Origin of the sequence: Sorangium sp. So ce834 (assembly GCF_051521425.1) — a bacterium.
In the GTDB taxonomy this organism is placed as follows: Bacteria; Myxococcota_A; Polyangia; order Polyangiales; family Polyangiaceae; genus Sorangium; species Sorangium cellulosum_D.
This window is the reverse complement of sequence record NZ_CP150351.1, coordinates 13,078,548-13,097,543: the sequence shown is the minus strand read 5'-3', so window position 1 is coordinate 13,097,543 and position 18,996 is coordinate 13,078,548. Positions and strand designations below refer to the sequence as shown.

Annotated in this window: 17 protein-coding genes; 11 read left to right on the top strand and 6 right to left on the bottom strand. The window is 74.7% G+C overall.

All coding sequences use genetic code 11. From position 1 onward, the window contains the following. Window positions 1-133 precede the first annotated feature (133 nt). On the bottom strand, window positions 134-619 hold the full coding sequence (locus WMF20_RS47905) for a hypothetical protein (protein WP_437608521.1): 486 nt from the start codon (window positions 617-619) through the stop codon (window positions 134-136). An 11-nt stretch (window positions 620-630) separates the two neighbouring features. Continuing rightward, window positions 631-1,176: a hypothetical protein gene (locus WMF20_RS47900; RefSeq protein WP_129580507.1), complete on the bottom strand. Its 546-nt coding sequence runs from the start codon at window positions 1,174-1,176 to the stop codon at window positions 631-633. A gap of 238 nt (window positions 1,177-1,414) precedes the next feature. Between WMF20_RS47900 and WMF20_RS47895 the strand changes: the two genes are divergently transcribed. Together WMF20_RS47895 and WMF20_RS47890 are read left to right on the top strand one after the other, a co-directional pair. Further along, the gene (locus WMF20_RS47895) at window positions 1,415-2,122 is read left to right on the top strand and encodes a hypothetical protein (protein WP_437608519.1); all 708 of its coding nucleotides are present in this window, start codon (window positions 1,415-1,417) and stop codon (window positions 2,120-2,122) included. 236 nt (window positions 2,123-2,358) lie between these two features. Next, window positions 2,359-3,192, top strand: coding sequence for a hypothetical protein (locus WMF20_RS47890; RefSeq protein ID WP_437608517.1), 834 nt, complete (start codon window positions 2,359-2,361; stop codon window positions 3,190-3,192). Window positions 3,193-3,348: 156 nt separating this feature from the next. Here the strand turns inward: WMF20_RS47890 and WMF20_RS47885 are convergent, their stop codons facing one another. Continuing rightward, entirely contained in the window at window positions 3,349-3,618 is a 270-nt protein-coding gene (locus WMF20_RS47885; RefSeq protein ID WP_437608515.1) for a hypothetical protein, read from the bottom strand. Window positions 3,619-4,195: 577 nt separating this feature from the next. Here WMF20_RS47885 and thiO point away from each other — a divergent pair. The 6 genes from thiO (at window position 4,196) to WMF20_RS47855 (ending at window position 9,608) form a co-directional block, all read left to right on the top strand. Further along, on the top strand, window positions 4,196-5,305 hold the full coding sequence (gene thiO, locus WMF20_RS47880) for a glycine oxidase ThiO (RefSeq protein ID WP_437608513.1): 1,110 nt from the start codon (window positions 4,196-4,198) through the stop codon (window positions 5,303-5,305). A gap of 141 nt (window positions 5,306-5,446) precedes the next feature. Continuing rightward, window positions 5,447-5,932 carry a hypothetical protein gene (locus WMF20_RS47875; RefSeq protein ID WP_129580502.1) on the top strand — a complete coding sequence of 162 codons (486 nt, stop codon included), beginning with the start codon at window positions 5,447-5,449 and terminating at the stop codon, window positions 5,930-5,932. 337 nt (window positions 5,933-6,269) lie between these two features. Then, window positions 6,270-6,851, top strand: coding sequence for a hypothetical protein (locus WMF20_RS47870; protein WP_129580501.1), 582 nt, complete (start codon window positions 6,270-6,272; stop codon window positions 6,849-6,851). A gap of 367 nt (window positions 6,852-7,218) precedes the next feature. Then, window positions 7,219-7,803 carry an RNA polymerase sigma factor gene (locus WMF20_RS47865; protein WP_129580500.1) on the top strand — a complete coding sequence of 195 codons (585 nt, stop codon included), beginning with the start codon at window positions 7,219-7,221 and terminating at the stop codon, window positions 7,801-7,803. After that, window positions 7,743-8,486 (top strand): zf-HC2 domain-containing protein, encoded by a 744-nt coding sequence (locus WMF20_RS47860; RefSeq protein ID WP_437608510.1) that lies wholly within the window; start codon window positions 7,743-7,745, stop codon window positions 8,484-8,486. Before WMF20_RS47865 ends, WMF20_RS47860 begins: the two co-directional genes overlap by 61 nt. A 21-nt stretch (window positions 8,487-8,507) precedes the next feature. Continuing rightward, window positions 8,508-9,608, top strand: a complete 1,101-nt coding sequence (locus WMF20_RS47855) for a cytochrome c biogenesis protein/redoxin (protein WP_437608508.1) — start codon at window positions 8,508-8,510, stop codon at window positions 9,606-9,608. Window positions 9,609-9,990: 382 nt separating this feature from the next. Here WMF20_RS47855 and mutT read toward each other — a convergent pair whose 3' ends face one another. Then, a complete protein-coding gene (gene mutT, locus WMF20_RS47850; RefSeq protein WP_437608506.1) occupies window positions 9,991-10,419 on the bottom strand; it encodes an 8-oxo-dGTP diphosphatase MutT in 429 nt (142 codons plus the stop codon). A gap of 407 nt (window positions 10,420-10,826) precedes the next feature. On the opposite strand from mutT, the gene purM reads away from it, so the two are divergent. Further along, window positions 10,827-11,873, top strand: coding sequence for a phosphoribosylformylglycinamidine cyclo-ligase (gene purM / locus WMF20_RS47845; RefSeq protein WP_437608504.1), 1,047 nt, complete (start codon window positions 10,827-10,829; stop codon window positions 11,871-11,873). Between the two features lie 78 nt (window positions 11,874-11,951). Here the strand turns inward: purM and WMF20_RS47840 are convergent, their stop codons facing one another. Next, window positions 11,952-15,506, bottom strand: a complete 3,555-nt coding sequence (locus tag WMF20_RS47840) for a protein kinase domain-containing protein (RefSeq protein ID WP_437608502.1) — start codon at window positions 15,504-15,506, stop codon at window positions 11,952-11,954. 89 nt (window positions 15,507-15,595) lie between these two features. Beyond that, a complete protein-coding gene (locus tag WMF20_RS47835; RefSeq protein ID WP_437608500.1) occupies window positions 15,596-16,141 on the bottom strand; it encodes a Uma2 family endonuclease in 546 nt (181 codons plus the stop codon). A gap of 286 nt (window positions 16,142-16,427) precedes the next feature. Between WMF20_RS47835 and purN the strand changes: the two genes are divergently transcribed. Beyond that, a complete protein-coding gene (purN, locus tag WMF20_RS47830; RefSeq protein ID WP_437608498.1) occupies window positions 16,428-17,123 on the top strand; it encodes a phosphoribosylglycinamide formyltransferase in 696 nt (231 codons plus the stop codon). Further along, window positions 17,120-18,748 carry an NAD(P)-binding protein gene (locus WMF20_RS47825; RefSeq protein WP_437608496.1) on the top strand — a complete coding sequence of 543 codons (1,629 nt, stop codon included), beginning with the start codon at window positions 17,120-17,122 and terminating at the stop codon, window positions 18,746-18,748. The genes purN and WMF20_RS47825 overlap by 4 nt, the downstream gene beginning before the upstream one ends. Window positions 18,749-18,996 lie beyond the last annotated feature (248 nt).

Here is an 18,996-nt window from a genome sequence, read left to right as displayed (position 1 = left end):
GCGAGCGCGGATCCCTTGCCCGGCCGGAAGCGATCTCTCTCGGCGGCGCGGGCCCCCCCCCCGCGCACCGCGCGCGCCCCCACGACGCACCGCGCGCCGCGGCGCGGCCGTCACATCCCGCGCCGGGCGCGGGTCACATCCCGCGCCGGGCGCGGCGGAGGCCCGCGAGCGCCTCGGCGCACCTCGGCATGACCTCGGCGCTCTCCTTGACCTTGGCGTCGGCCGCGGCGAGGTCGGTCAGATCGGACAGCGCCGCGGGCCCGGCGCTCCCCGCGGGCGCCTCGAGCAGGGCGCGCACGCGCGCCTCGGCGGCCGTCGCCTCGAGCAGCAGGCGGTAGGCCCGCGCGCACGTGTCCCTGGCGCTGGCGGCCGGAGGGGTCGACGCGGGCTGCCGCTCGAGCTCCGCGAGCAGCGCCTCGCGCCCGGCCCGCGGCTCGCTGGGGGCGTTGCGGAGGGTGTCGATGGCGTGCAGCAACGCGTCGGCCTCCTGCTCCTCGGCCGACCGGCCGCACGCGGGGGCGGCCGCCAGGGCGGCGACAGCGGCGAACGCCGCCACGGCCCGCCGCGCAGCCGTCCCTGCTGCACCTGCGCTCCTGGTCGCGCCGGGCCTCGCCGTCACGCCGGGCGCCCTCAGTCGGCCGGCTTCGCGGGGGGCGGGCCCATCTGGATGCGCTCGCCGAGGTAGGAGCCGATCAGCGTGAACAGCACGCCGATGAGCGCCATGATCACGTACATGAAGAGCGGCATCGTCCGGACGGTCTGGCTCTGCAGGAGGTAGAAGACGGTCGGGATCGCGACGAGGAACGAGGCGACGACCGGCTCGATGAAGGTCTTGCCGGGCGAGATCATGCCGAGGAGGACGCCGCCGATGAACCAGACGGGGATGGCGACGATCATCCCGTTGGACCCCTCGAAGTCGAGCTGCTGCACGATCATGGGGAGGCCGCCGACGAGGGCCGCGGTGAGGACGCTCTGGAGAACGAGGGCGATGAGGCACCAGAGGATCGAGAAGCCCTCCTGCTGGTAGCGGCGCTGGCGGTCGAGGTCGGCGTCGCGGAGAGGCTGCAGCGAGCCCATCCGGGCGCCGCACGCGACGCAGCGCCCGCTCGCCGTCACCGAGGCGTTGTTCGCGCCGCACGACGGGCAGACGATGGAGCTGTCGTTCTTCGAGGCCATCGCGGCTAGGCTAGGCAAGCCGCCGCGGGCGGGCAAGCGCGCGTCGACCGGAACCGCGCCGGGCGCGGGTTGTCTTGGACGGGGTGCTGCGGGGCCCGCGCCCTCGTCCCGTCCCACGTCGCGCGGGATGGACGAGGGCCGCGCGCGACGCGGGATGGATGCGGGATGGATGAGGAGGGAGCGCGCGGCGCGGCTCCCTGCACCGCGGCCGGCGCTCCGGCTGTATACTCGGCGAAGCGTGCCCACCGACCCGACCTCGACCCTGGAATCCATGACGCACGGCCCGCGCGGTCCGGGCGGCGCTGGTCTCGACGTGACGGGGCCGGATCCGGAGCTGCTCGCGCTGCCGTCGCCGCCGCGGCAGGAGCGCACGGTCACGGTGGTGCTGATGGCGGTGACCGCGGTGGCCGCGCTGTGGATGGCGGTCGCCCTCTTCGGGGAGGCGCGCTATGCGCTGTCGCCCGGCCGGCCCGTGGACGTGGGGGAGCTCGCGCCGCTGCGCCCCACGGCGGAGCTCGCGAACCGGTACGTGCGGGCCGTGGGCTTGCTCGGGACGCGCGGGGCGATCCGGTACGGTCGCGCCGCGGAGGGCGACTCGTTCCGGCTGGCGCCGGTGGCCGGCAACCCGGGGCTGTGGGTGGAGATCCGAGTGCCGGAGGGGTTCGAGGGTCCGCGGTTCGTGCCGCCGAGCTCGTTCGCTGGGCGGCTCGTGCCGTTCAAGGGCGCGGGCATCCGGCACGCGCGGCTGGCCGCCGAGGTCGAGGAGCAGACGGGGACGGCCGTCACGGACGACGCCTGGCTGCTGATCGACGGCAGCTCGCCGCGCGCGTCGCGCTGGGCGGTCGCGCTGTTTGCGCTGTTCCTCGGGTTCGCGGGCTGGAATCTGTTCGGGATCGCGCGGGTGCTCCACCGCGTGCGGGACGCGAGGGACGCGAAGGGCGCGTGAGGAACGCGAAGGACGCGTGAGGGACGCGAAGGACGCGAGCGGCGGTTCTTGACGCGCTCGCCGCGGGGGAGCAGGACGCTGCCCGTCCACCGATGCCCAGGATCACCTTCGTCAACGAGCACATGACGGTCGAGACCGAGCCGGGTCGGCTCCTCAGCGAGATCGCGGCCGAGCTCGGGATCGCGGTCTGCCGCGAGACGTTCCGGGGCACGGGGATCGGCGACTACACGTGCTGGGTGAAGGGGGAGCCCGGCGCGACGTCGCCGCCGACCTTCCTGGAGCGGCTGCTCGGCGCGAAGGGCCAGCGGCGGATGGCGAACCGGACGCGCGTGCTCGGCGACGTGCAGGTCTGGACACAGGCCGGCCCGGGCAACCGGCTGCGCGCGCCGCGGCCGATCGCGCCGCCGCCGAGCCCGGCGACGGACCCGGAGGCGCCGCGCAAGCCGATCGACGCGAGCGGCAGCGCGGCGTTCCCGTACGGCGATCCGCGCGCGGTCGGCCACGGCAAGCGGGAGCCGATCGCGGCGGGCGCGCTCGAGGCGAAGGCGGCGAAGGAGAAGAAGGCGAAGGCGGCGGGGGCGCCGGCGAAAGCCGCGGAGGCGCCGGCGAAAGCCGCGGAGGCGCCGGCGAAAGCCGCGGAGGCAGCGCCGGCGGGCGGCGAGGCGGCCGCGGCGGCTCCGGAGCCGGCGGCAAGGACGCCGAAGGCTGCAGCGAAGGCGCCCAGGACTGCGGCGGGAACGGCGACGACCGCCGAGGGGGCGGCAACGGCCGCCGAGACCACGCCAGCGGCGCAGGGAGCTGCAGTCGCTCCGAAAGCCGCCACCCCGGCCACGGAAGCCCCCCCAACGGCTGCGGCGTCCCCCACCCCGGCCACGGAAACTGCCTCAACGGCTCCAGAAACCGCTGCCGCGGCACCGAAAACCGCCTCGACGCCTCCAGGAACTGCCTCGACGCCTCCAGGAACCACCTCAGCGGTAACGGAAACCGCGGCTATGCCCCCCGAGGCCGAGGCCAGTGAGCCTGGATCCGCAGCGACTGCCAAGGAGCGCGAAGGAGGGGCGTCGGAGTAGCGTCACTGCGCGCGCACTCCCTCCCTGCCGCACGGGTGAGCGCAGAGGCGTCAAGGCGGCATACCTCGAACTCTCGTGCGGACCGAGATGGTTGTCTTGGGGATCGAGCCCTGCGCTACCCCTGGGGCACAGGGAGGCTCCAGCGGCAGTGATGCCTCAGTCGAACTCGACGGCCGGCCGGCCGTAGTCCACAGGCCGCTCGAAGTCGGCGTCATCCCCGACGTCCGGCATGCTCAACAAGAGGTCCATCAACGTGCCCTCCTTCTCGGGCACGGGCGGCCCGGCAATGTCGTTCACCGCTTCCGGCGCGACGTCCCCTCGAGCGACCCAGAAAGCCGCCGCTGCCTGCCGCATCTCGTCCGCGACCTGCTGCGGGGTCTTGGGCGTACGAAACGCATCGTCCGGGATTTCCATGACGATCCGCATACGAGCCTGCTGCTGCTTCAGAACCCTAGCCCCTTCTCCCGCGCGAGCACACCGTCCACCCGCCCTTCCTCCCTTCCCGCACCCTGCCGGGCGTCCGCAGCGCTTCCCCTCACCCCTGCCGGGCGTCCGCGGCGCTTCCCCCCACCCCTGCCGGGCGTCCGCGGCGCTTCCCCCCACCCCTGCCGGGCGTCCGCGGCGCTTCCCCCCACCCCTGCCGGGCGTCCGCGGCGCTTCCCCCCACCCCTGCCGGGCGTCCGCGGCGCTTCCCCTCACCGCTTGCCGGCGCCCGGCGGCGGCTCTCCCCCGCGATCCGCGCGTTCCTCAGCGAGCGCGTCCAGGAGCTCGACGACGCGGAGCAGCTCAGCCGGGCGGAGGAGTGGCAGCGAGCCCAGGTCTGGGCGGTCTGGGAACGGATGAAGGCCGGAGACCACGGCGAGGCCTCGCGCCAGGAGATCGACTCCATCTTCGACGAGGCGCTCCGCGCCGCCCCTCGTCGCCGCGCCCGCTAGCTACGCCGCCCCCCCCGCAGCGCTCCCGCACGTCTCCCCGCGGCGCCCGGCGTGCTATGCACGCGCCGATGAGCGACGTGGTGGTGATCGGCGGCGGCGTGGCCGGGTGCGCGTCGGCGCTCGCCCTCGCGCGGCGCGGGCTGTCCGTCCGCGTCCTCGAGCGCAACCCGGGCGAGGGCGCCTCCTGGGCGGCGGCGGGCATCATCGGCCCCCAGCTCGAGGCCGCGGGCGACGGCCCCCTCGCGCGGCTCTGCCTCGCGAGCCGGGGCCTTTACCCGGAGCTCGCCGCCTCCCTCGCCGAGGCGACGGGCATCGACGTGGGCTTCCGGCAGTGCGGCGCGCTGCGCGTGGCGCTCACGCCGTCCGGGCGCGACGAGATCGCGCGCGAGGTCGCCTGGCAGCGGGGAGCCGGCCTCGCCGTGGAGATCTGCGACGGCGACGCGGCGCGGGCGCGCGCGCCGGCGCTCTGCCAGGAGGTCGCCGGCGGCGTGTGGTTCGCCGACGAGGCGCGGATCGACCCACCGTCGCTCATGCGCGCGCTGCGCATCGCGGCCGAGCGCGCCGGCGTGCAGTTCCGCACCGGAGCGACCGTCCGGCGCGTCCTGGTCGACCGCGAGCTGGCGCGCGGTGCGCAGCTCGAGGACGGGACCAAGGTGGAGGCGCGCTGGACGGTGCTCGCCGCGGGGAGCTGGTCGTCGCTGCTCGAGGCCTCGGGGCTCGCGCCCGCCGCGGTGCGCCCGGCGCGCGGGCAGATCGTCGAGCTCACGCCGGCGTCACCGGTGCTGACGCAGGTGGTCTACGGGCCCGGGTGCTACCTGTCGCCGCGCGACGACGGGCGCGTGCTGGTCGGGGCGACCATGGAGTTCGCCGGCTACGTCACCGCCGTGACCTCGCGCGCGGTGCGCGATCTGCTGACCGCGGCGCTGCAGCTCGCGCCCGCGCTCGGCGACGCGCCGATCGGCCGGACGTGGGCCGGGCTCCGGCCGCACACCAAGGACGATCTGCCGATCCTCGGCGAGGGGGAGCTCCAGCGCCTCGTCTTCGCGACAGGGCATTTCCGCAACGGCGTCCTCCTCGCCCCGGTGACCGCGAAGATCGTGGCGGCGCTTGTCGCGGGAGAGCAGCCGCCGCTGGATCTGTCGCCCTTCTCGCCCGGGCGGCCCGGCATCGCCGGCTGAGCGCGTCGGCTGCCAGCGCCGGCTGAGCGCGGCGGCTGCCGGCCCATCGCCGCCGCCTCGCGGCTGCGCGCCCCCGGCGGCCAGACGGGGGGGCAGGTTCACGTGCGCTCGACGCGCGGAGCGCCTACGCTGAGCGCCGCGATGCCGCCCACCTGCGAGCTCATCCCGATCCGGTTCTACTTCCACTGCGGCTGGGCCATCCAGGTGGATCCCTCCTTCGAATCCGAGCTCCTGTACGGCGGGGAGACGCTGCGGATGTTCGATCCGGGCGAGCGTCGCGAGGTCTCGCTCTCGTCGATGATCTACCGGCGGCACGACGGCGCGCCCTTCACGGCCAAGGAGGTGCTGGACACCTTCCCGCCGCACGAGATGTCCGGGCTGCGCTACGAGCACGAGGACGGCCAGATCGCGGGCGCCGCGCTGTGGATGCACGGCGAGAGCGATGACGAGCCGGAGCCGTGCTGGGTGCTCATGGCCATCATGGTGTGCCCCGAGGCCGGCCGGCTCGCGCGCTGCACCATCGTCTGCAAGGAGGAGTCGGACCGGGACTGGGCCGTCGACACCTGGCGGAGCATCACGCGGACCCCGCCGCCCGTGCAGCTCGGCCGCGGCGCGGCCACGAGCTAGTTCCCAAGGGTTTGAGACTCCAGCCTATTGCGTTTGCCACGGGACCAGGGAATGAGGAGGAGCGGTAGACGCGGATTGGCACGGCGCTCGCTTGGCTTCCGAGCATGAGTAAAGAAAGTAGCCGGGAGGAGCTCGCTGGCCATCATGTGTGAGCGCAATTTCGTCTGCCGTGGCGTCGTCCCCTCCTTCGGCAAGGGCCAGTGCGGAAACCTCCGCCCGGCGCCCTGCGGCAGCCATCGCCGCCGGCGTGTAGCGAGACGGCGCTCCGCCGACGATCTCCTGGTGAGAAAACATCCGTTTGAGGCTTTCGCGTAGAGCGCCAGCAGAGGAGCAACCCATGGCGATCGCACAGCAACATGCGGGTCAGCAGAGCCTGTTCACCGATGATTTTTTCTACTTCGTCCTGAGACTACGAAAATCCCGCATCCACTCGGTCGCGGATCGCGTGCGGCGCATGTATCCGGACGAGTCGCCCGAGCAGCAGGCACGCCATCTGATCAGATCGACCGCGGCGATCGCGTTCGCCGCCGGTGGCGTCGTCCATACGCCCGCCATCATCCCTGGGTTCGGCGTCATGTACGAAGGCGTGGGATTCGTCGCAGGCACATCCATCCTTACCAGGATGCACCTGTACCTTGTCCTCGAGATCGCGCTGCTCTTCGGGAAGGATATCGACGAATCCGATCGCGTGAAGGAGCTCGCGGCCGTGGTGGCGGCGTGCGCTGGCGGCGCCGCCGCTCCGGTGGCCGTCCTCGCGACGACGATGAACCCGGCCTTCGCCGTGGCGACGGGGGCGCTCGCTGCGGCGGCCGTCACCCGGGTGATCGGGGAATCGGCGCTCCGCCGCTACAAGCGCTCGACGGCGCCCGAGGCGGCGGCGGTCCCCGCGCCCGCAGCCAGCAGGCGTCAAGATGGTTGACCGTTGATTTCGGTCACGACACTCATGCGCGTTTTCGCCTCGTGAGTTTGGGGTCGAGGGTCACGGGACCGATGGACGTCCAGCCGCGAGCCTGGCCGGTTCAGCGCAAAGGCGTCCGCGGCGAGCGCGGGTCCCCGGACCGGTGCTCGAGCGCCCAGAAAAGGGCCTCGGCGTGGGGGTCGTCGTCGCGCGGGAGATCTCGCCGGGCTGCCCGGCCCATGGGCCTTCAGCGCGGGTCGGGTCGTCACGTGAGCTAAATCACCGTCGAGCTCCTGCGGGGGTCGGGAACTTTTCTCGGCCCCCGCCGTGTCCTGGGAGTGTCAGGGAAACGAGGCCGGCGAAAGCCCTCCCGCTCCCCCTCCACCCCATGCCCACGTTTCCCCACGCCTCGTTCGTCGATCGGCTCCTCGCCGAGCTCCCGTGCCTCCTGCGCGCGGCGCGCCGCCTGACGCGCTCGGAGCAGGACGCCGAGGATCTGGCGCAGGCGACGGTGGTGCGCGCGATCGAGCGGCACGCCGACCTGCGCGACGAGGGTCGCATGCGGGCGTGGCTGCTCCGCATCGAGCGATCGGTGCTGCTCAACGCGACGCGCGGCGCCCGGCAGCGCCTCGAGGTGATCGAGGGCGGCCGCGGCGCCGAGTCGGTGCCGGAGCCGCAGGGCGATCTGGAGGCGGAGCTCCTCGGACGCGGCTTCGCGGACGAGGTCGAGCGCGCGCTCGCGCGCGTGCCGCCGGAGTGGCGCGAGGCGCTGCTCCTGCGGGAGGTCGAGGACCTTTCCTACGAGGAGATCGCGGATCTCCAGGGGTGCCCCGTGGGCACGGTGCGATCACGGCTCTCGCGGGCGCGGCTCGCGCTCATCGAGGGCCTCTCCGAACGGCACGAGGAGACGTCATGGCAGGGTGCAACCGCGAGTGGTTCGAGAACATTTCGGCGTGGCACGACAGCGAGGTGACGCCCGAGGACGCCGCGCGGATCGAGGCGCACGTCGCCGGCTGCGGGCCCTGCCGGCGCGCCGCGGAGGTCCTCGGCGGCGTGCGGCGCGCGCTCGTCGCGAAGGCGGACGGGGAGGTCCCGGAGCGCCTGCGCGATCGGGCGGAGGCCGCCGCGCGGAACGCGCGGTCGCCGCGCCGCCGCCCCTTCGCGATCACGGCCGCCCTCGCCGCGACCGCGGCCGCCGCGGCGCTGCTCGTCGGCGGCCCGAGCCGCGGCGTGGGCGCGGCGATGGCCGACGAGCTCGTCAGCCACCACGTGCGCGGCTTCGCGCGCGAGCGCCCGTGCGACTACGAGTCCTCCGATCCGGGCGCCGTCGCCGGATGGCTCGAGGGGAAGCTCGGCTACGCGGTGACCGTCCCGGCGGTGTCCGGCGCCCGGCTGCTCGGGGCGCGCCTCTGCCAGATCGGACAGACGCGCACGGCGGCGCTCATGTACGCGAGCGGGGACAAGCCGCTCACGGTGTTCGTGCCGCCCCCCGGGTCCGACGCCGCGACCGCGGCGCGCGCGCTCGCGGGGCGCGGCGTGGGGTGCACCCGGGGGCCGCTCGGCAACGCCATCTGCGCGAGGAGCGTGGAGCAGCCGGTGCTCGCGGTCGCCGAGGTGGACGTGACGGCGCTCGCGCCGGCGCTTGGCAGGCCCTGATTCAGCCCATCACGAGGACCCATGACGCTCGGTTCATTGCTGACGCTCTTCGTCGCAGGCCTGCTGACGTTCGCGTCGCCCTGCGTGCTCCCGATGCTCCCCGTCTACCTGTCGGCCCTCGGCGGCGCCGGGGCGCTCGGCGGTCCCGACCGCGCGGCGGTGAGCCGCAGCGTGCGCCTCGCCGGCGTCGGCTTCGCGATCGGCCTCGCGCTCGTGCTCGTCGCGCTCGGCGCCGGCGCGTCGGCGATCGCCGCGGCCCTCGCGCCCCACCGGCGCGCGCTCGCCCTCGCGTCCGGCGCGATCCTGGCGGTCTTCGGCGCGAAGCTCCTCGGCGTGCTGCGCCTCCCGTGGCTGGAGCGCGAGGCGCGCCCGCTCCTCGCCCGCCTGCCGGGCGCGGGCGGCTTCTGGGGAGGCATGCTGTTCGGGATCGCCTTCGCGGCAGGGTGGACGCCGTGCGTCGGCCCGGTGCTCGGCGCCGCGCTGACCTACGCGGCGAGCGCGGGGGCCAGCCCGCTCGCTGGCGCGGTTCAGCTCGGCGCCTACGCCGCGGGCCTCGCCGCGCCGCTCGTCGTCGCGGCCTTCGTCGGGCCCGCGGCCGTCGCGCTCGCGCGCCGCCTGATGCCGGCCACGCCGATCCTCCAGCGCGTGACGGGGGCGCTGCTCGTGGTCCTCGGGATCGCGTTCGCGACCGGCCGTCTGGACGCCCTCTCGCCGGCGCCGGCGGCCGTGGCCGCAGGCGCGCCCTGCGATGGCGACCACGCTTCGGCGTGCGCGGCCCCGGAGGGCGCCGCCGAGCCCGGCGACGCCGCGCTGCCCGAGGGGATGCCTCGGCTGATCGAGTTCGAGAGCGCGCACTGCGCCGTGTGCGAGCGCATGGCGCCGCTCGTGAAGGAGCTCGAAGCGCGCTGCGCCAAGGTGGCCGGCACCGTCCTGCGCGTCCGGGTCGACGATCCTCGCGGGCAGGCCCTCGCGGCCCACTACGGCGTGCGCTTCGTGCCGACGTTCCTCACGGTCGACGCCGCCGGTCAGGAGGTGGAGCGCGCCGTCGGCGAGCTGCCCCGCCATCGCCTCGCGAGCCTGCTCGGCGACGTCCGCGGCGAGGCTTGCCCCCCTGCCTTGTGAGCCCCCACGGCGAGCCCCACGGCGGAGCTCGCTCCCTCACCCGCTCCCGCCCAGCCGCCCGAGCTCCGCGGGGTGCCTTGTACCCGCTCGGGCGGGAGACATCGTTAGTATGCCTAACAAACCATCGAGCCCCGCAGAGTGAGCCACCCCATGGGCGCCCCTGCTCCTGCGCCTGGTCATGGGCGATGGCTTCATCGTGCATGGCGGGTGAAGCTCAGCAGAGGGCCCGCCACGTTCGAGGCGTTGCTCACCCAGCGCGGCGTCCCTTTCTCGAAGCTCATGTCCTGGGTGGAGCCGTTCGTGGAGCTCCTCGGCGCACGAGCCTGACTGGAAGCGACGATCGCGGCGGCTCGCCGCCGATCCGCCCTCGGGCGACGCCGGGCTAGGCTCCCGCGAGGCGCGCGCGCACCTTGGCGAGCACCGCGACGTCGGCGGGCGGGAAGAGCTCGTCCCGGAGATCGGTCACCTCGGCCCAGCGCACGGCGGCGACGTCGAGCGCCGCCGGAGCGGGAGACCCATCGGCGAAGGAAGCCTCGTAGAAGAGCAGCAGCACCGGCTTCGTCGGATAGCGGTGATAGGTCACCTCCACGACGTCGCCGACGCGGGCCTCCACGCCGATCTCCTCGCGCAGCTCGCGGACGAGGGCGTCCCGCGGATCCTCGCCGGCCTCGACCTTGCCGCCCGGAAACTCCCACGCGCCCGCGAGGTGGGCGCCCACCTTGCGCTGCGTGAGCAGCACGCGGCCGCGCTCGATGACCACGGCGGCGGCGACGAGGACGAGGGCAGGCGGCGGATCGGGCGCGGCGGGCATGGGCGCCTAGGATGTCGACCGCGGCGCAGAAGACAAGGCCGGAGAGCCGCTCACGACAGCGCTGCAGCGAAGAATCGACGTCGGCCGGAGATGGTCAGATCCAGCGAGAAAGTCGCACCGGCAAGCGGAAGGACGCGCAACGGACATGCGCACCGGTGGGCAGCCAGACGACGGCCCTCGGCGCAAGGAGCGGCCGCGCTCGGGGAGAACGCGCGGCGCTGCGCCGCCCTGCGGCGGCGGCGCAGCGGAGTGTGCCTCTGCCGGAGGCCGCCGCGCTCGCCGGTCGTGGCGAGCGGCGCGGTCGCCTGCCCGGGAGGAGGCGCGGCGGCCTCGCGGGGAACGAGGCGGCGGCCTCGCCGGAGCGAGCCCGCTTCCCTTTGCCGCCGAGGTATGGGATGGCGCCTCGCATGAGCGTCACATACCGGGAAGCGGGGGTCGATATCGATGCAGGGGACGCGCTCGTCGAGCGCATCAAGCGGCTCGCCAAGCCGACGCGCACCCCCGAGGTGCTCGCCGACGTCGGCGGCTTCGCCGGCCTGTGCGCGCTGCCGGGCGGGCTCTCCGAGCCGGTGCTCGTCAGCGGCACCGATGGCGTCGGCACCAAGCTCAAGGTCGCCTTCGCTACCGGCGTTCACCACACCGTCGGCATCGATCTCGTCGCCATGTGCGTCAACGACGTGCTGACCGTCGGCGCCCGACCGCTCTTTTTCCTCGACTACTTCGCCACCGGCAAGCTCGACGTCGACGTGGGCGAGGCCGTGGTGCGCGGCATCGCCGAGGGCTGCAAGCAGGCCGGCTGCGCGCTCATCGGCGGCGAGACCGCCGAGCTGCCGGGCATGTACGCCGACGGCGAGTACGACCTCGCCGGCTTCGCCGTCGGCGTCGTCGAGCGCTCGCGCATCCTCGACGGAAAGCGCATCGCCTCCGGCGACACGGTCATCGGCGTGGCGTCCAGCGGCCTGCACTCCAATGGCTACTCGCTCGCCCGGCGGGTGCTCGAAAAGGAGATGGGGCTGCGGATGAGCGACCGCGTGGACGAGCTCGGCGCCACCGTGGGCGAGGCGCTGCTCACGCCAACACGGATCTACGCCCGCGCCATCACCGCGCTCCTCGCCGCCTGCGGCGATGCGGTCCGCGGGCTGTCGCACATCACCGGCGGCGGCCTGCCGGGCAACCTCCCGCGCGTGCTGCCGGACGGGCTCGGCGCTCGGCTCGACCTCGGCTCCTACCAGCGGCCCGCGATCTTCCAGCTGCTCCAGCGCGGCGGGCCCGTCGACGAGGCCGAGATGCGGCGCACCTTCAACCTCGGCGTCGGCCTGGTCGCGGTCGTCGACAAGGCGGCGGCCGACAAGGCCATCGAGGCGTTCGCCGCCAGCGGCGAGCGGGCGTGGGTGCTCGGCGAGATCGTGCCCGTCGGCGACGTGCCCTTCGAGGAGCGCGTGCGGTTCGGCTGAGGGCGCCGGAGCCGGCGCGGTACCCGCAAGCGCCCCGCCCGGCCCGGCGGCCGAGGGGAGCCGGGCGCCGGCGCGAGCTCACCCGCCTTCGAGCCGCGCCCTCAGCTTCTTGATCGCCTCGTCGATGGTGCGGTTCTTCGTGTAACAGGGCCTCACCGCCGTCTCGAGCACGACCAGGGTGCGCTGGTCGCCCTCGGAGACGGCGCGGTCGAGGAACGGCATCTTCTCGCCGCAAGTGGCGTCGCGCAGCTCGAAGGAGATCCGGACGGCCGGCGTCCCGCGGGCCGCGACCTCCGGATCGCGGAGCAGCTTCGCCGCGCGGGTGGCCGGGGTGGAGCGGCCACGGGTCTCGACGATCTCGTAGAGCACGTCGAGGCCGGCGGTCCCGAACCGGCGCGCGAGCGCGTCGAAGACCTGGTCGGCGAGCGCCTCGCCCGTCTTCGAGATGGCGATGGCGAGGTTGCGCGCCGCGATCGCGATCGGGCGCTCGCGGAGCGCGGTCGGATCGCGCTCCGCGAGCAGGTTGAGCGCCTCGGCGGCCTTCACCCACCGGCGCGCCCGGGCGGCGTCGGTGAGCGCCTTCCGGGTCGCCTCGTCGGGCGGTGGCTCGACAGGCGCCTCGGGCGCTGCGGGCGTCGCCGGAGCAGCGTCCTCGGGCGCCGCGGCGGTGGGCCCGGAGACCTCCGGGGCGGCGGCCGCGTCGGGCTCGCTCGTGGCGAGCGCGCTGGCGGCCGGCGCCGCCCGGCCGAGCTGGGGCTCCGGCTCGGGCGGGGCGCGCCCGCTGCTGGCGAGCGCAGCGATGGCGCCGACAGCGATGAGGGCGCCGCCGAGGTACGGGGCGAGCCTGCCCAGGCGGCCGCCGGCGCCTTCGTCGCGCCGTCGCGACGCGCGGGCCTCCCGGGCTGCGCGCTTGCGCCTGGCTTTTTCCTCGCGCTCCTTGGCGGCGCGCTCGGCCTCCTCGGCGAGCTTGCGCTTGGCTTCTTCCTCGCGCTCCCGGGCGATGCGCTCCGCCTCGGCGGCCTCCAGCTCCCGCAGCAGCGTGGGGGTGAAGGCAGGCCGCGAGCCGCTCATTCGTTCGGAGGTCGGCTCCGATGCGGGCGCGTCCTCCTCCTTCGCAGGCGGCTCGTCGGGCGACGGCGACGCCGATGTTGCGGCGGGAGGCGGCGCCTTCTCCGGCGGCTGCGACGTCGCGGGCGACGCGGGGTCCTCCACGGAGGGAGCCGGCGGCGGAGGCGGCGCGGCCTCCGCTGCCGGTGATGACGGCGGCTTCGACGGCGCGGCCTCCGCTGCCGGCGATGACGGCGGCTTCGACGGCGCGGCCTCCGCTGTCGGCGATGACGGCGGCTTCGACGGCGCGGCCTCTGCTGCCGGCGATGACGGCGGCTTCGACGGCGCAACCTCCGCCGCCGGCGATGACGGCGGCTTCGACGGCGCAGCCTCCGCTGCCGGCGATGACGGCGGCTTCGACGGCGCCCCCTCCGCCGCGGGCGACGACGGCGGCTTCGATGACGCCGGCTCTGCTGCGGGCGACGACGGCGGCTTCGACGATGCCCGCTCCCCTGCGGACGCCGACGGCGGCTTCGACGATGCTCGCTCCCCTGCGGACGCCGGCGGCGGCTTCGATGACGCCGGCCCTGCTGCGGGCGACGATGGCGGCTTCGACGACGTCCGCTCCCCCGCGGGCGCTGTCAGCTCCGCCGTGCCCGGCTGCGACGGCTTCTCCGGCGAGGGCGCCGACCGGCCACGCTCCGACGGCTCGGGCGACGTCGCCCCCATCGGTGGCCGCGTGGAGGCCGATCCCTCCCGCTCTTCGGGCACCGGCTCTTCCAGCGGCCGTACCGGCTCCGCTGCCGCGAGAGACGGTGCCTCCTCCGGCGGAGGCGTCGAGACCAGCGGCGCCGGCTCCTGCGACGCGGTCTGCTCCCCCGATCGCGGCGAAGGCGCACCCGCCCCGGAAGCAGCATCGCGCGCGGCTTCTTCCCGCGAGAAGGCGACCTGCGCCATGAACGCCGCGCCGCCCACCGCGGTCGGACGCGAGTCGCTCGACAGCGGCGCCGCCTCGACCTCGGCAGCAGCATCGCCGGCGCTCTCCTGCCGCGAGAAGGCGACCTGGGCCATGAACGCCGCACCGCCCACCGCGGTCGGGCGCGAGTCGCGCGTCAGCTCGGCGACGAGCGTCGGCGTGTTCCGCACCGGCGTCGGCCGCGAGTAGCTGGCGGCGTCTTCCTCGTCGGCGTCCTCCGCCGGCTCCACCTGCGCCGTCCCCTCCGCCGGCGCCCCATCGCTCCCGCACGCCGGCTCCGGCGCGCTCGCGCCGCCGGCGGCCGGCTCGCCGGCTGCCCGCTGCGCGGCCGGCTCCAGCTCGTCTACGACATCCGTCAGCGAGACCAGGCACGAATCCCCGAGGACGATCGCCGAAGAGCCGCCTGAGTCCGTCTCCGGCTCGCGCGGCGGCCCGGCGCTGGGCAGCGGCGGCGGACGGTTGCTCGGCTCGCGCGGCGGCGCGGCGCTGGGCAGCGGCGGCGGACGGTTGCTCGGCACCCGCGCCGCCTCGCCGATCGCCGCGCTTGGCGGCCGGTTGCTCGGCACCCGCGCCGCCTCGCCGATCGCGGGCACCGACGTCATCTCGGCCCTCGACCCCATCTCCGCCCTGGGCTCGTCCATCGCGATCCCCGACGCCGCGCACGCCGCGTCGAGCGCCGCGATCAGCTCGGCTGCGCTCTCGAAGCGGGCGCGCGGCTGCTTCTCGAGGAGCCGCCGCACGACCGCCTCGATGGCCGGCGGGACCGCGACGCCGGGCGCGTGCTCGGCGATCGCCGGGACGGGCGCGCTGCGCTGCTGGTTGAAGAGCTCGACCGGATCCTTGGCCAGGAACGGGTGCTTGCCGGCCAGCATCTCGTAAAAGATCAGACCGAGGGCGTAGAGGTCCGCGCGCTCGTCGACGAAATCCATCCCGAGCGCCGACTCGGGGGCGAGGTAGGCGATCGTCCCGAAGATCACCCCGGCCGTGGTGAGCCGGACCGGGAGCGGCTCCCCCTCCATCCGCGTCGACTCCGGCGACGCGACGGAGCGGCGCAGCTGATCGACGCTCACCTTCGCGAGGCCGAAGTCGATGAGCTTCACGAGGTCGCCCTGCGGCTCGACGACCATCACGTTGCGCGGCTTCACATCGCGGTGGACGATGCTCATCGCGTGGGTCGCCCCGAGGGCGGCCGCGAGCTGCCGGGCGATCACGGCGGCGCGCGCCGCGGGCATCGGCCCCCGCCGGATGATCTCGTGGAGCGTCGTGCCGCGGACGTACTCCAGGACCAGGAAGAACGAGCCGTCCTCCGCCTCGCCGAAATCGGTCGCGGTCGCGACGTTCCGGTGCTGGATGTGGGCGCCGGCGATCGCCTCGCGCTCGAAGCGCTGCACGAGCTCGGGGAGCCGCTCGGTGTCCGGGTGCAGGATCTTGATCGCGACGCGCTTGTGCATGTGCACGTGCTCGCCGCGGTAGACCGCGCCCATGCCGCCCATCGCGATGACCTCGTCGATGCGGTAGCGCTTCGAGATGACCCGCCCGAGGTAGGACACCGCCCGCTGCTTCGCGGCCTCTTCGGGGGTCAGGGTCGTCTCGGGCGGGCGTTCCGACATCGTGGCGGCGCCACCCTAACCCGAGCGGCGCGGCATTGGTAGGTGGCCGACCCGCGGGGGCCGACCCCCGGCGGGGCGGCGTTCGCCGCTCATCCCCCGCGATTCAGCCGCGCCCAGTAGGCGTCGACCGCGTCCGCTTGATCGGGAATCCGCGCGCATTCCGCGAGCTCTTCCAGATCGAGCTCGGGGAGCATCCCGCTCCGCTCGATCGACTCGTACCCGCCCTCCCCCAGCCGGTGGACGGAGATGCGTCCGTCCTTCCAGATCCACACCTCGGGCACCCCGAGCCCCCGATAGACGTCGAGCTTGTCGATGCCGCCGCTCGTGATGAACACCTCGATCGCGATGTCGGGCCGCTTCTTGTTCACCTTGCCGACGCAGTAACACTCGTCGGGCTCCAGGCCGCGCTGCCTCGCCTTGCGGCGGTACGTGGTCGAGCCGTAGCCGTAGAGCCGAGCCCGGCGCGCGAGCGCCCACAGCTCGACGAGGCGCCCGATGCGCGTCTTGACATCCTCGTGGTCCGCCGACGGGCTCATGAGCTCGAGCACCCCTTCGCAGTAGGTCATCCGCAGCCCCGGGTGATCGTCGAGCAGCTTGCGCAGCGCGACGTACTCGTCCCAGGAGACGTTGGACATCACGAAGCGTTGCTCGCCCTGGCCGGACGGGGGTGCCAAGGGCTCGGACAGGGGTGCCAAGGGCTCGGACAGCGGAGCGACGGCGACCATGGGCTGAGGATAGGCGACCGCGGCGAGGCCGCAAGCGACGCTCCGCGGCGAGCCGCAGCGCATTTGCGCCGCCCGCGCGAAGGGCAGCGCGCCCTCGCCCCGGGGCGGGGGCCTCCGCTCCGGAGCCGGCCGGCCGCGCGGCCCCGGCCGCCCCGGATCTCTCCCGCGCCCGCCCCCGCCGTAGTATCTGCCCCCCATGCCCCCCCTCGATCTCGGCGTCCTCATCTCCGGCCGCGGCTCGAACCTCCAGGCGATCCTCGACGCCATCGCCGCCGGCCGCCTCGACGCCCGCGTGCGGCTCGTCCTCTCGAACCGGCCCGGCGCCGCGGGCCTCGCGCGCGCCGAGCGCGCCGGCATCCCGACGCGCATCATCCAGCACCAGGGGTTCGCCGATCGCGACAGCTTCGACGCCGCCGTCGTCGCCGCCCTCCGCGAGGCGGGCGCGGCCTGGGTCGTCCTCGCCGGCTTCATGCGCCTGCTCACGCCGACCTTCCTCGACGCCTTCCCGCACCGGGTCGTCAACATCCACCCCTCGCTCCTGCCCTCCTTCCCCGGCGTGGACGCCCAGCAACAGGCGCTCGATCACGGCGTACGCATCACCGGCTGCACCGTCCACCTCGTGGACACCGGCACCGACACCGGGCCCATCCTCGCGCAGGCCGCCGTCCCCGTCCTCGACGGGGACGACCGCGACACCCTCGCCGCGCGCATCCTCGTCCAGGAGCACGCCCTGCTCGTCCGCGCCCTCTCGTGGATCGCCGAGGGGCGCCTCCGGGTCGCGCCGCCCGCCGCGCCGGGCGGGCGCGCGCGCGCGACGATCGCCGGCGTCGACACCGCGCTCGGGCTCGCCGAGGGCGGCCGCGCGCCCGAACAGGTCGGGGAAGGGGCGTGATCCACAAGCACTACGACGTCATCGTCCTCGGCCGCTCCATCGGCGCGCTCACCGCCGCGGCGCTCCTCGCGCGGCGCGACTTCACCGTCATGGTCGTCGGGCACGGCGAGCGCCCGCCCACCTACCGCCTCGACCAGCACGTCCTGCGCCGGCGCGCCTTCACCATGCTCGCCGAGCCCTCGCCCGCGTGGCGCCGCTTCCTCGTCGAGCTCGCCCAGTCGCAGACCTGGAAGCGCCGCATCGTCCCGGCCATGCCCATGCTGCAGGTCGTCGCGCCGCGCCGGCGCCTCGACGTGCCGCCCGACATGGTCCTCTTCGGCCGCGAGATCGACCGCGAGTTCCCCGAGCTCCGGCGCGTCGTCGACGAGCTCTACGCCGAGCTCGCCCACGTGAACGGCGCCGCCGACGACGCGTTCTCGCACGACGCCCTCTGGCCGCCGGGCACGTTCTGGGAGCGGCGCGAGACCGCGCGCTACGCCGCCATGCTCCCCTACGCGCGCGCCGAGCCCGACGCCGACCTGCTCGTCGAGTTCCCGCGCGGCCACCTGTTCCGCTCGATCGTCACGCAGTCCGTCCTCTTCGCCACGGATCTCTCGGCGCTCCCGCCCCCCTTCGCGGTGGCGCGCCTACACGGGGCGTGGACGCGCGGGCTGATGATGCTCCCGCGCGGCGAGGAGGAGCTCGAGGAGTTCCTCGTCGAGCGCATCCTCGCCCACGGCGGCCGCTGCCTCCTCGACGAGCGCGCCGCGTCGGTCCACGTCCGCCGCGGCACCGCCGCGGGGGTCGTCCTCGACGGCGACGACCACCCGAACGGCAGCAGCTTCGTCATCACCGACATGGATGGCGAGACGCTCGCGAGCCTCTCGGGCGGCGAGGGCATCCACAAGCGCGCCCTGCGCGAGTGGCCGCGCATCACCTCCTCGGTCGGCCGCTTCGTCGTGTCGCTCATCGTGCGCCGCGAGGGCCTGCCCGAGCCGCTCGGCCCCGAGTCGCTCCTGCTCCCCTTCCCGTCCGTGCCTGCCGGCCGCTCGCTCGTCCCTCCGCCGCCGCGCGCGCCGGGCGACGCCTCCGGCGGGCGGCCGAGCTCGCCGCGCGCCACGCGGCCGTCCGGGCCGGGGCGCCCCGTGATCCACCTCCAGCGCTGCGATCTCCCGCCGCCGTCGACCGAAACGCTGCTCGTGGCGGAGATCCTGCTCCCCGACCGGAGCCCGCTGTCGCTGCTCGAGGCGCGCCAGGCGGTGCTCGACGCGCTCACGGCCGAGCTCCCCTTCCTCGAGCGTCACCTCGTGCTCGTCGACTCGGTGCACGACGGCCTGCCCGTGTGGCTCTACGACGGCCAGCGCCGCCGCCTCATCGAGCGCGCCGCCCTGAAGGGCGCGGCCCCGGGCGCGGAGCCGATGGTCCGCCAGCTCGAGGTCGACCCGCCCGGCTACCTCGGGCTCGCGGGCGAGCCGATCCGCGGGCCGATCGAGCGCACGCTGCTCGTCGGCCGGAGCGTGCTGCCCGGCCTCGGCCAGGAGGGCCAGCTGCTCGCCGCGTGGGGCGCGGCGCGCCTCGTGACCCGCACCGACCGGCGCAAGGAGCGGATGCGGCGGGACATGTGGAGCAAGGTGGAGATCGGGTAGCCCGAAGGGGGGCTTCGATGAAATGCCCGGTCCCCAGAGAGGGTGTCCTCGGCGCGGGGTGGGGGCCCCGCCGAACTCGCCTGAAACATGAGCCATCCGGCAAGCCGGATGACTCATGTTTCAGGCTCAGACATCGGCCCATCCCCCACCCCGCGCCGAGGACACCCTCTCTGGGGGCCTACCGCTTTCTATGAAGATGATTTGAGATCGGTCCTCTCCGGCGAACGCGCGCCACGAGAGCGCCGTGG

Bases quoted from the DNA above. Each gene is read 5' to 3' on its own strand.
- WMF20_RS47900 (WP_129580507.1), bottom strand. From the start codon at position 1,176: ATGGCCTCGAAGAACGACAGCTCCATCGTCTGCCCGTCGTGCGGCGCG.
- WMF20_RS47885 (WP_437608515.1), bottom strand. From the start codon at position 3,618: ATGCGGATCGTCATGGAAATCCCGGACGATGCGTTTCGTACGCCCAAG.
- thiO (WP_437608513.1), top strand. From the start codon at position 4,196: ATGAGCGACGTGGTGGTGATCGGCGGCGGCGTGGCCGGGTGCGCGTCG.
- WMF20_RS47875 (WP_129580502.1), top strand. From the start codon at position 5,447: ATGCCGCCCACCTGCGAGCTCATCCCGATCCGGTTCTACTTCCACTGC.
- WMF20_RS47870 (WP_129580501.1), top strand. From the start codon at position 6,270: ATGGCGATCGCACAGCAACATGCGGGTCAGCAGAGCCTGTTCACCGAT.
- WMF20_RS47865 (WP_129580500.1), top strand. From the start codon at position 7,219: ATGCCCACGTTTCCCCACGCCTCGTTCGTCGATCGGCTCCTCGCCGAG.
- WMF20_RS47860 (WP_437608510.1), top strand. From the start codon at position 7,743: ATGGCAGGGTGCAACCGCGAGTGGTTCGAGAACATTTCGGCGTGGCAC.
- WMF20_RS47855 (WP_437608508.1), top strand. From the start codon at position 8,508: ATGACGCTCGGTTCATTGCTGACGCTCTTCGTCGCAGGCCTGCTGACG.
- mutT (WP_437608506.1), bottom strand. From the start codon at position 10,419: ATGCCCGCCGCGCCCGATCCGCCGCCTGCCCTCGTCCTCGTCGCCGCC.
- purM (WP_437608504.1), top strand. From the start codon at position 10,827: ATGAGCGTCACATACCGGGAAGCGGGGGTCGATATCGATGCAGGGGAC.
- WMF20_RS47840 (WP_437608502.1), bottom strand. From the start codon at position 15,506: ATGTCGGAACGCCCGCCCGAGACGACCCTGACCCCCGAAGAGGCCGCG.
- WMF20_RS47835 (WP_437608500.1), bottom strand. From the start codon at position 16,141: ATGTCCAACGTCTCCTGGGACGAGTACGTCGCGCTGCGCAAGCTGCTC.
- purN (WP_437608498.1), top strand. From the start codon at position 16,428: ATGCCCCCCCTCGATCTCGGCGTCCTCATCTCCGGCCGCGGCTCGAAC.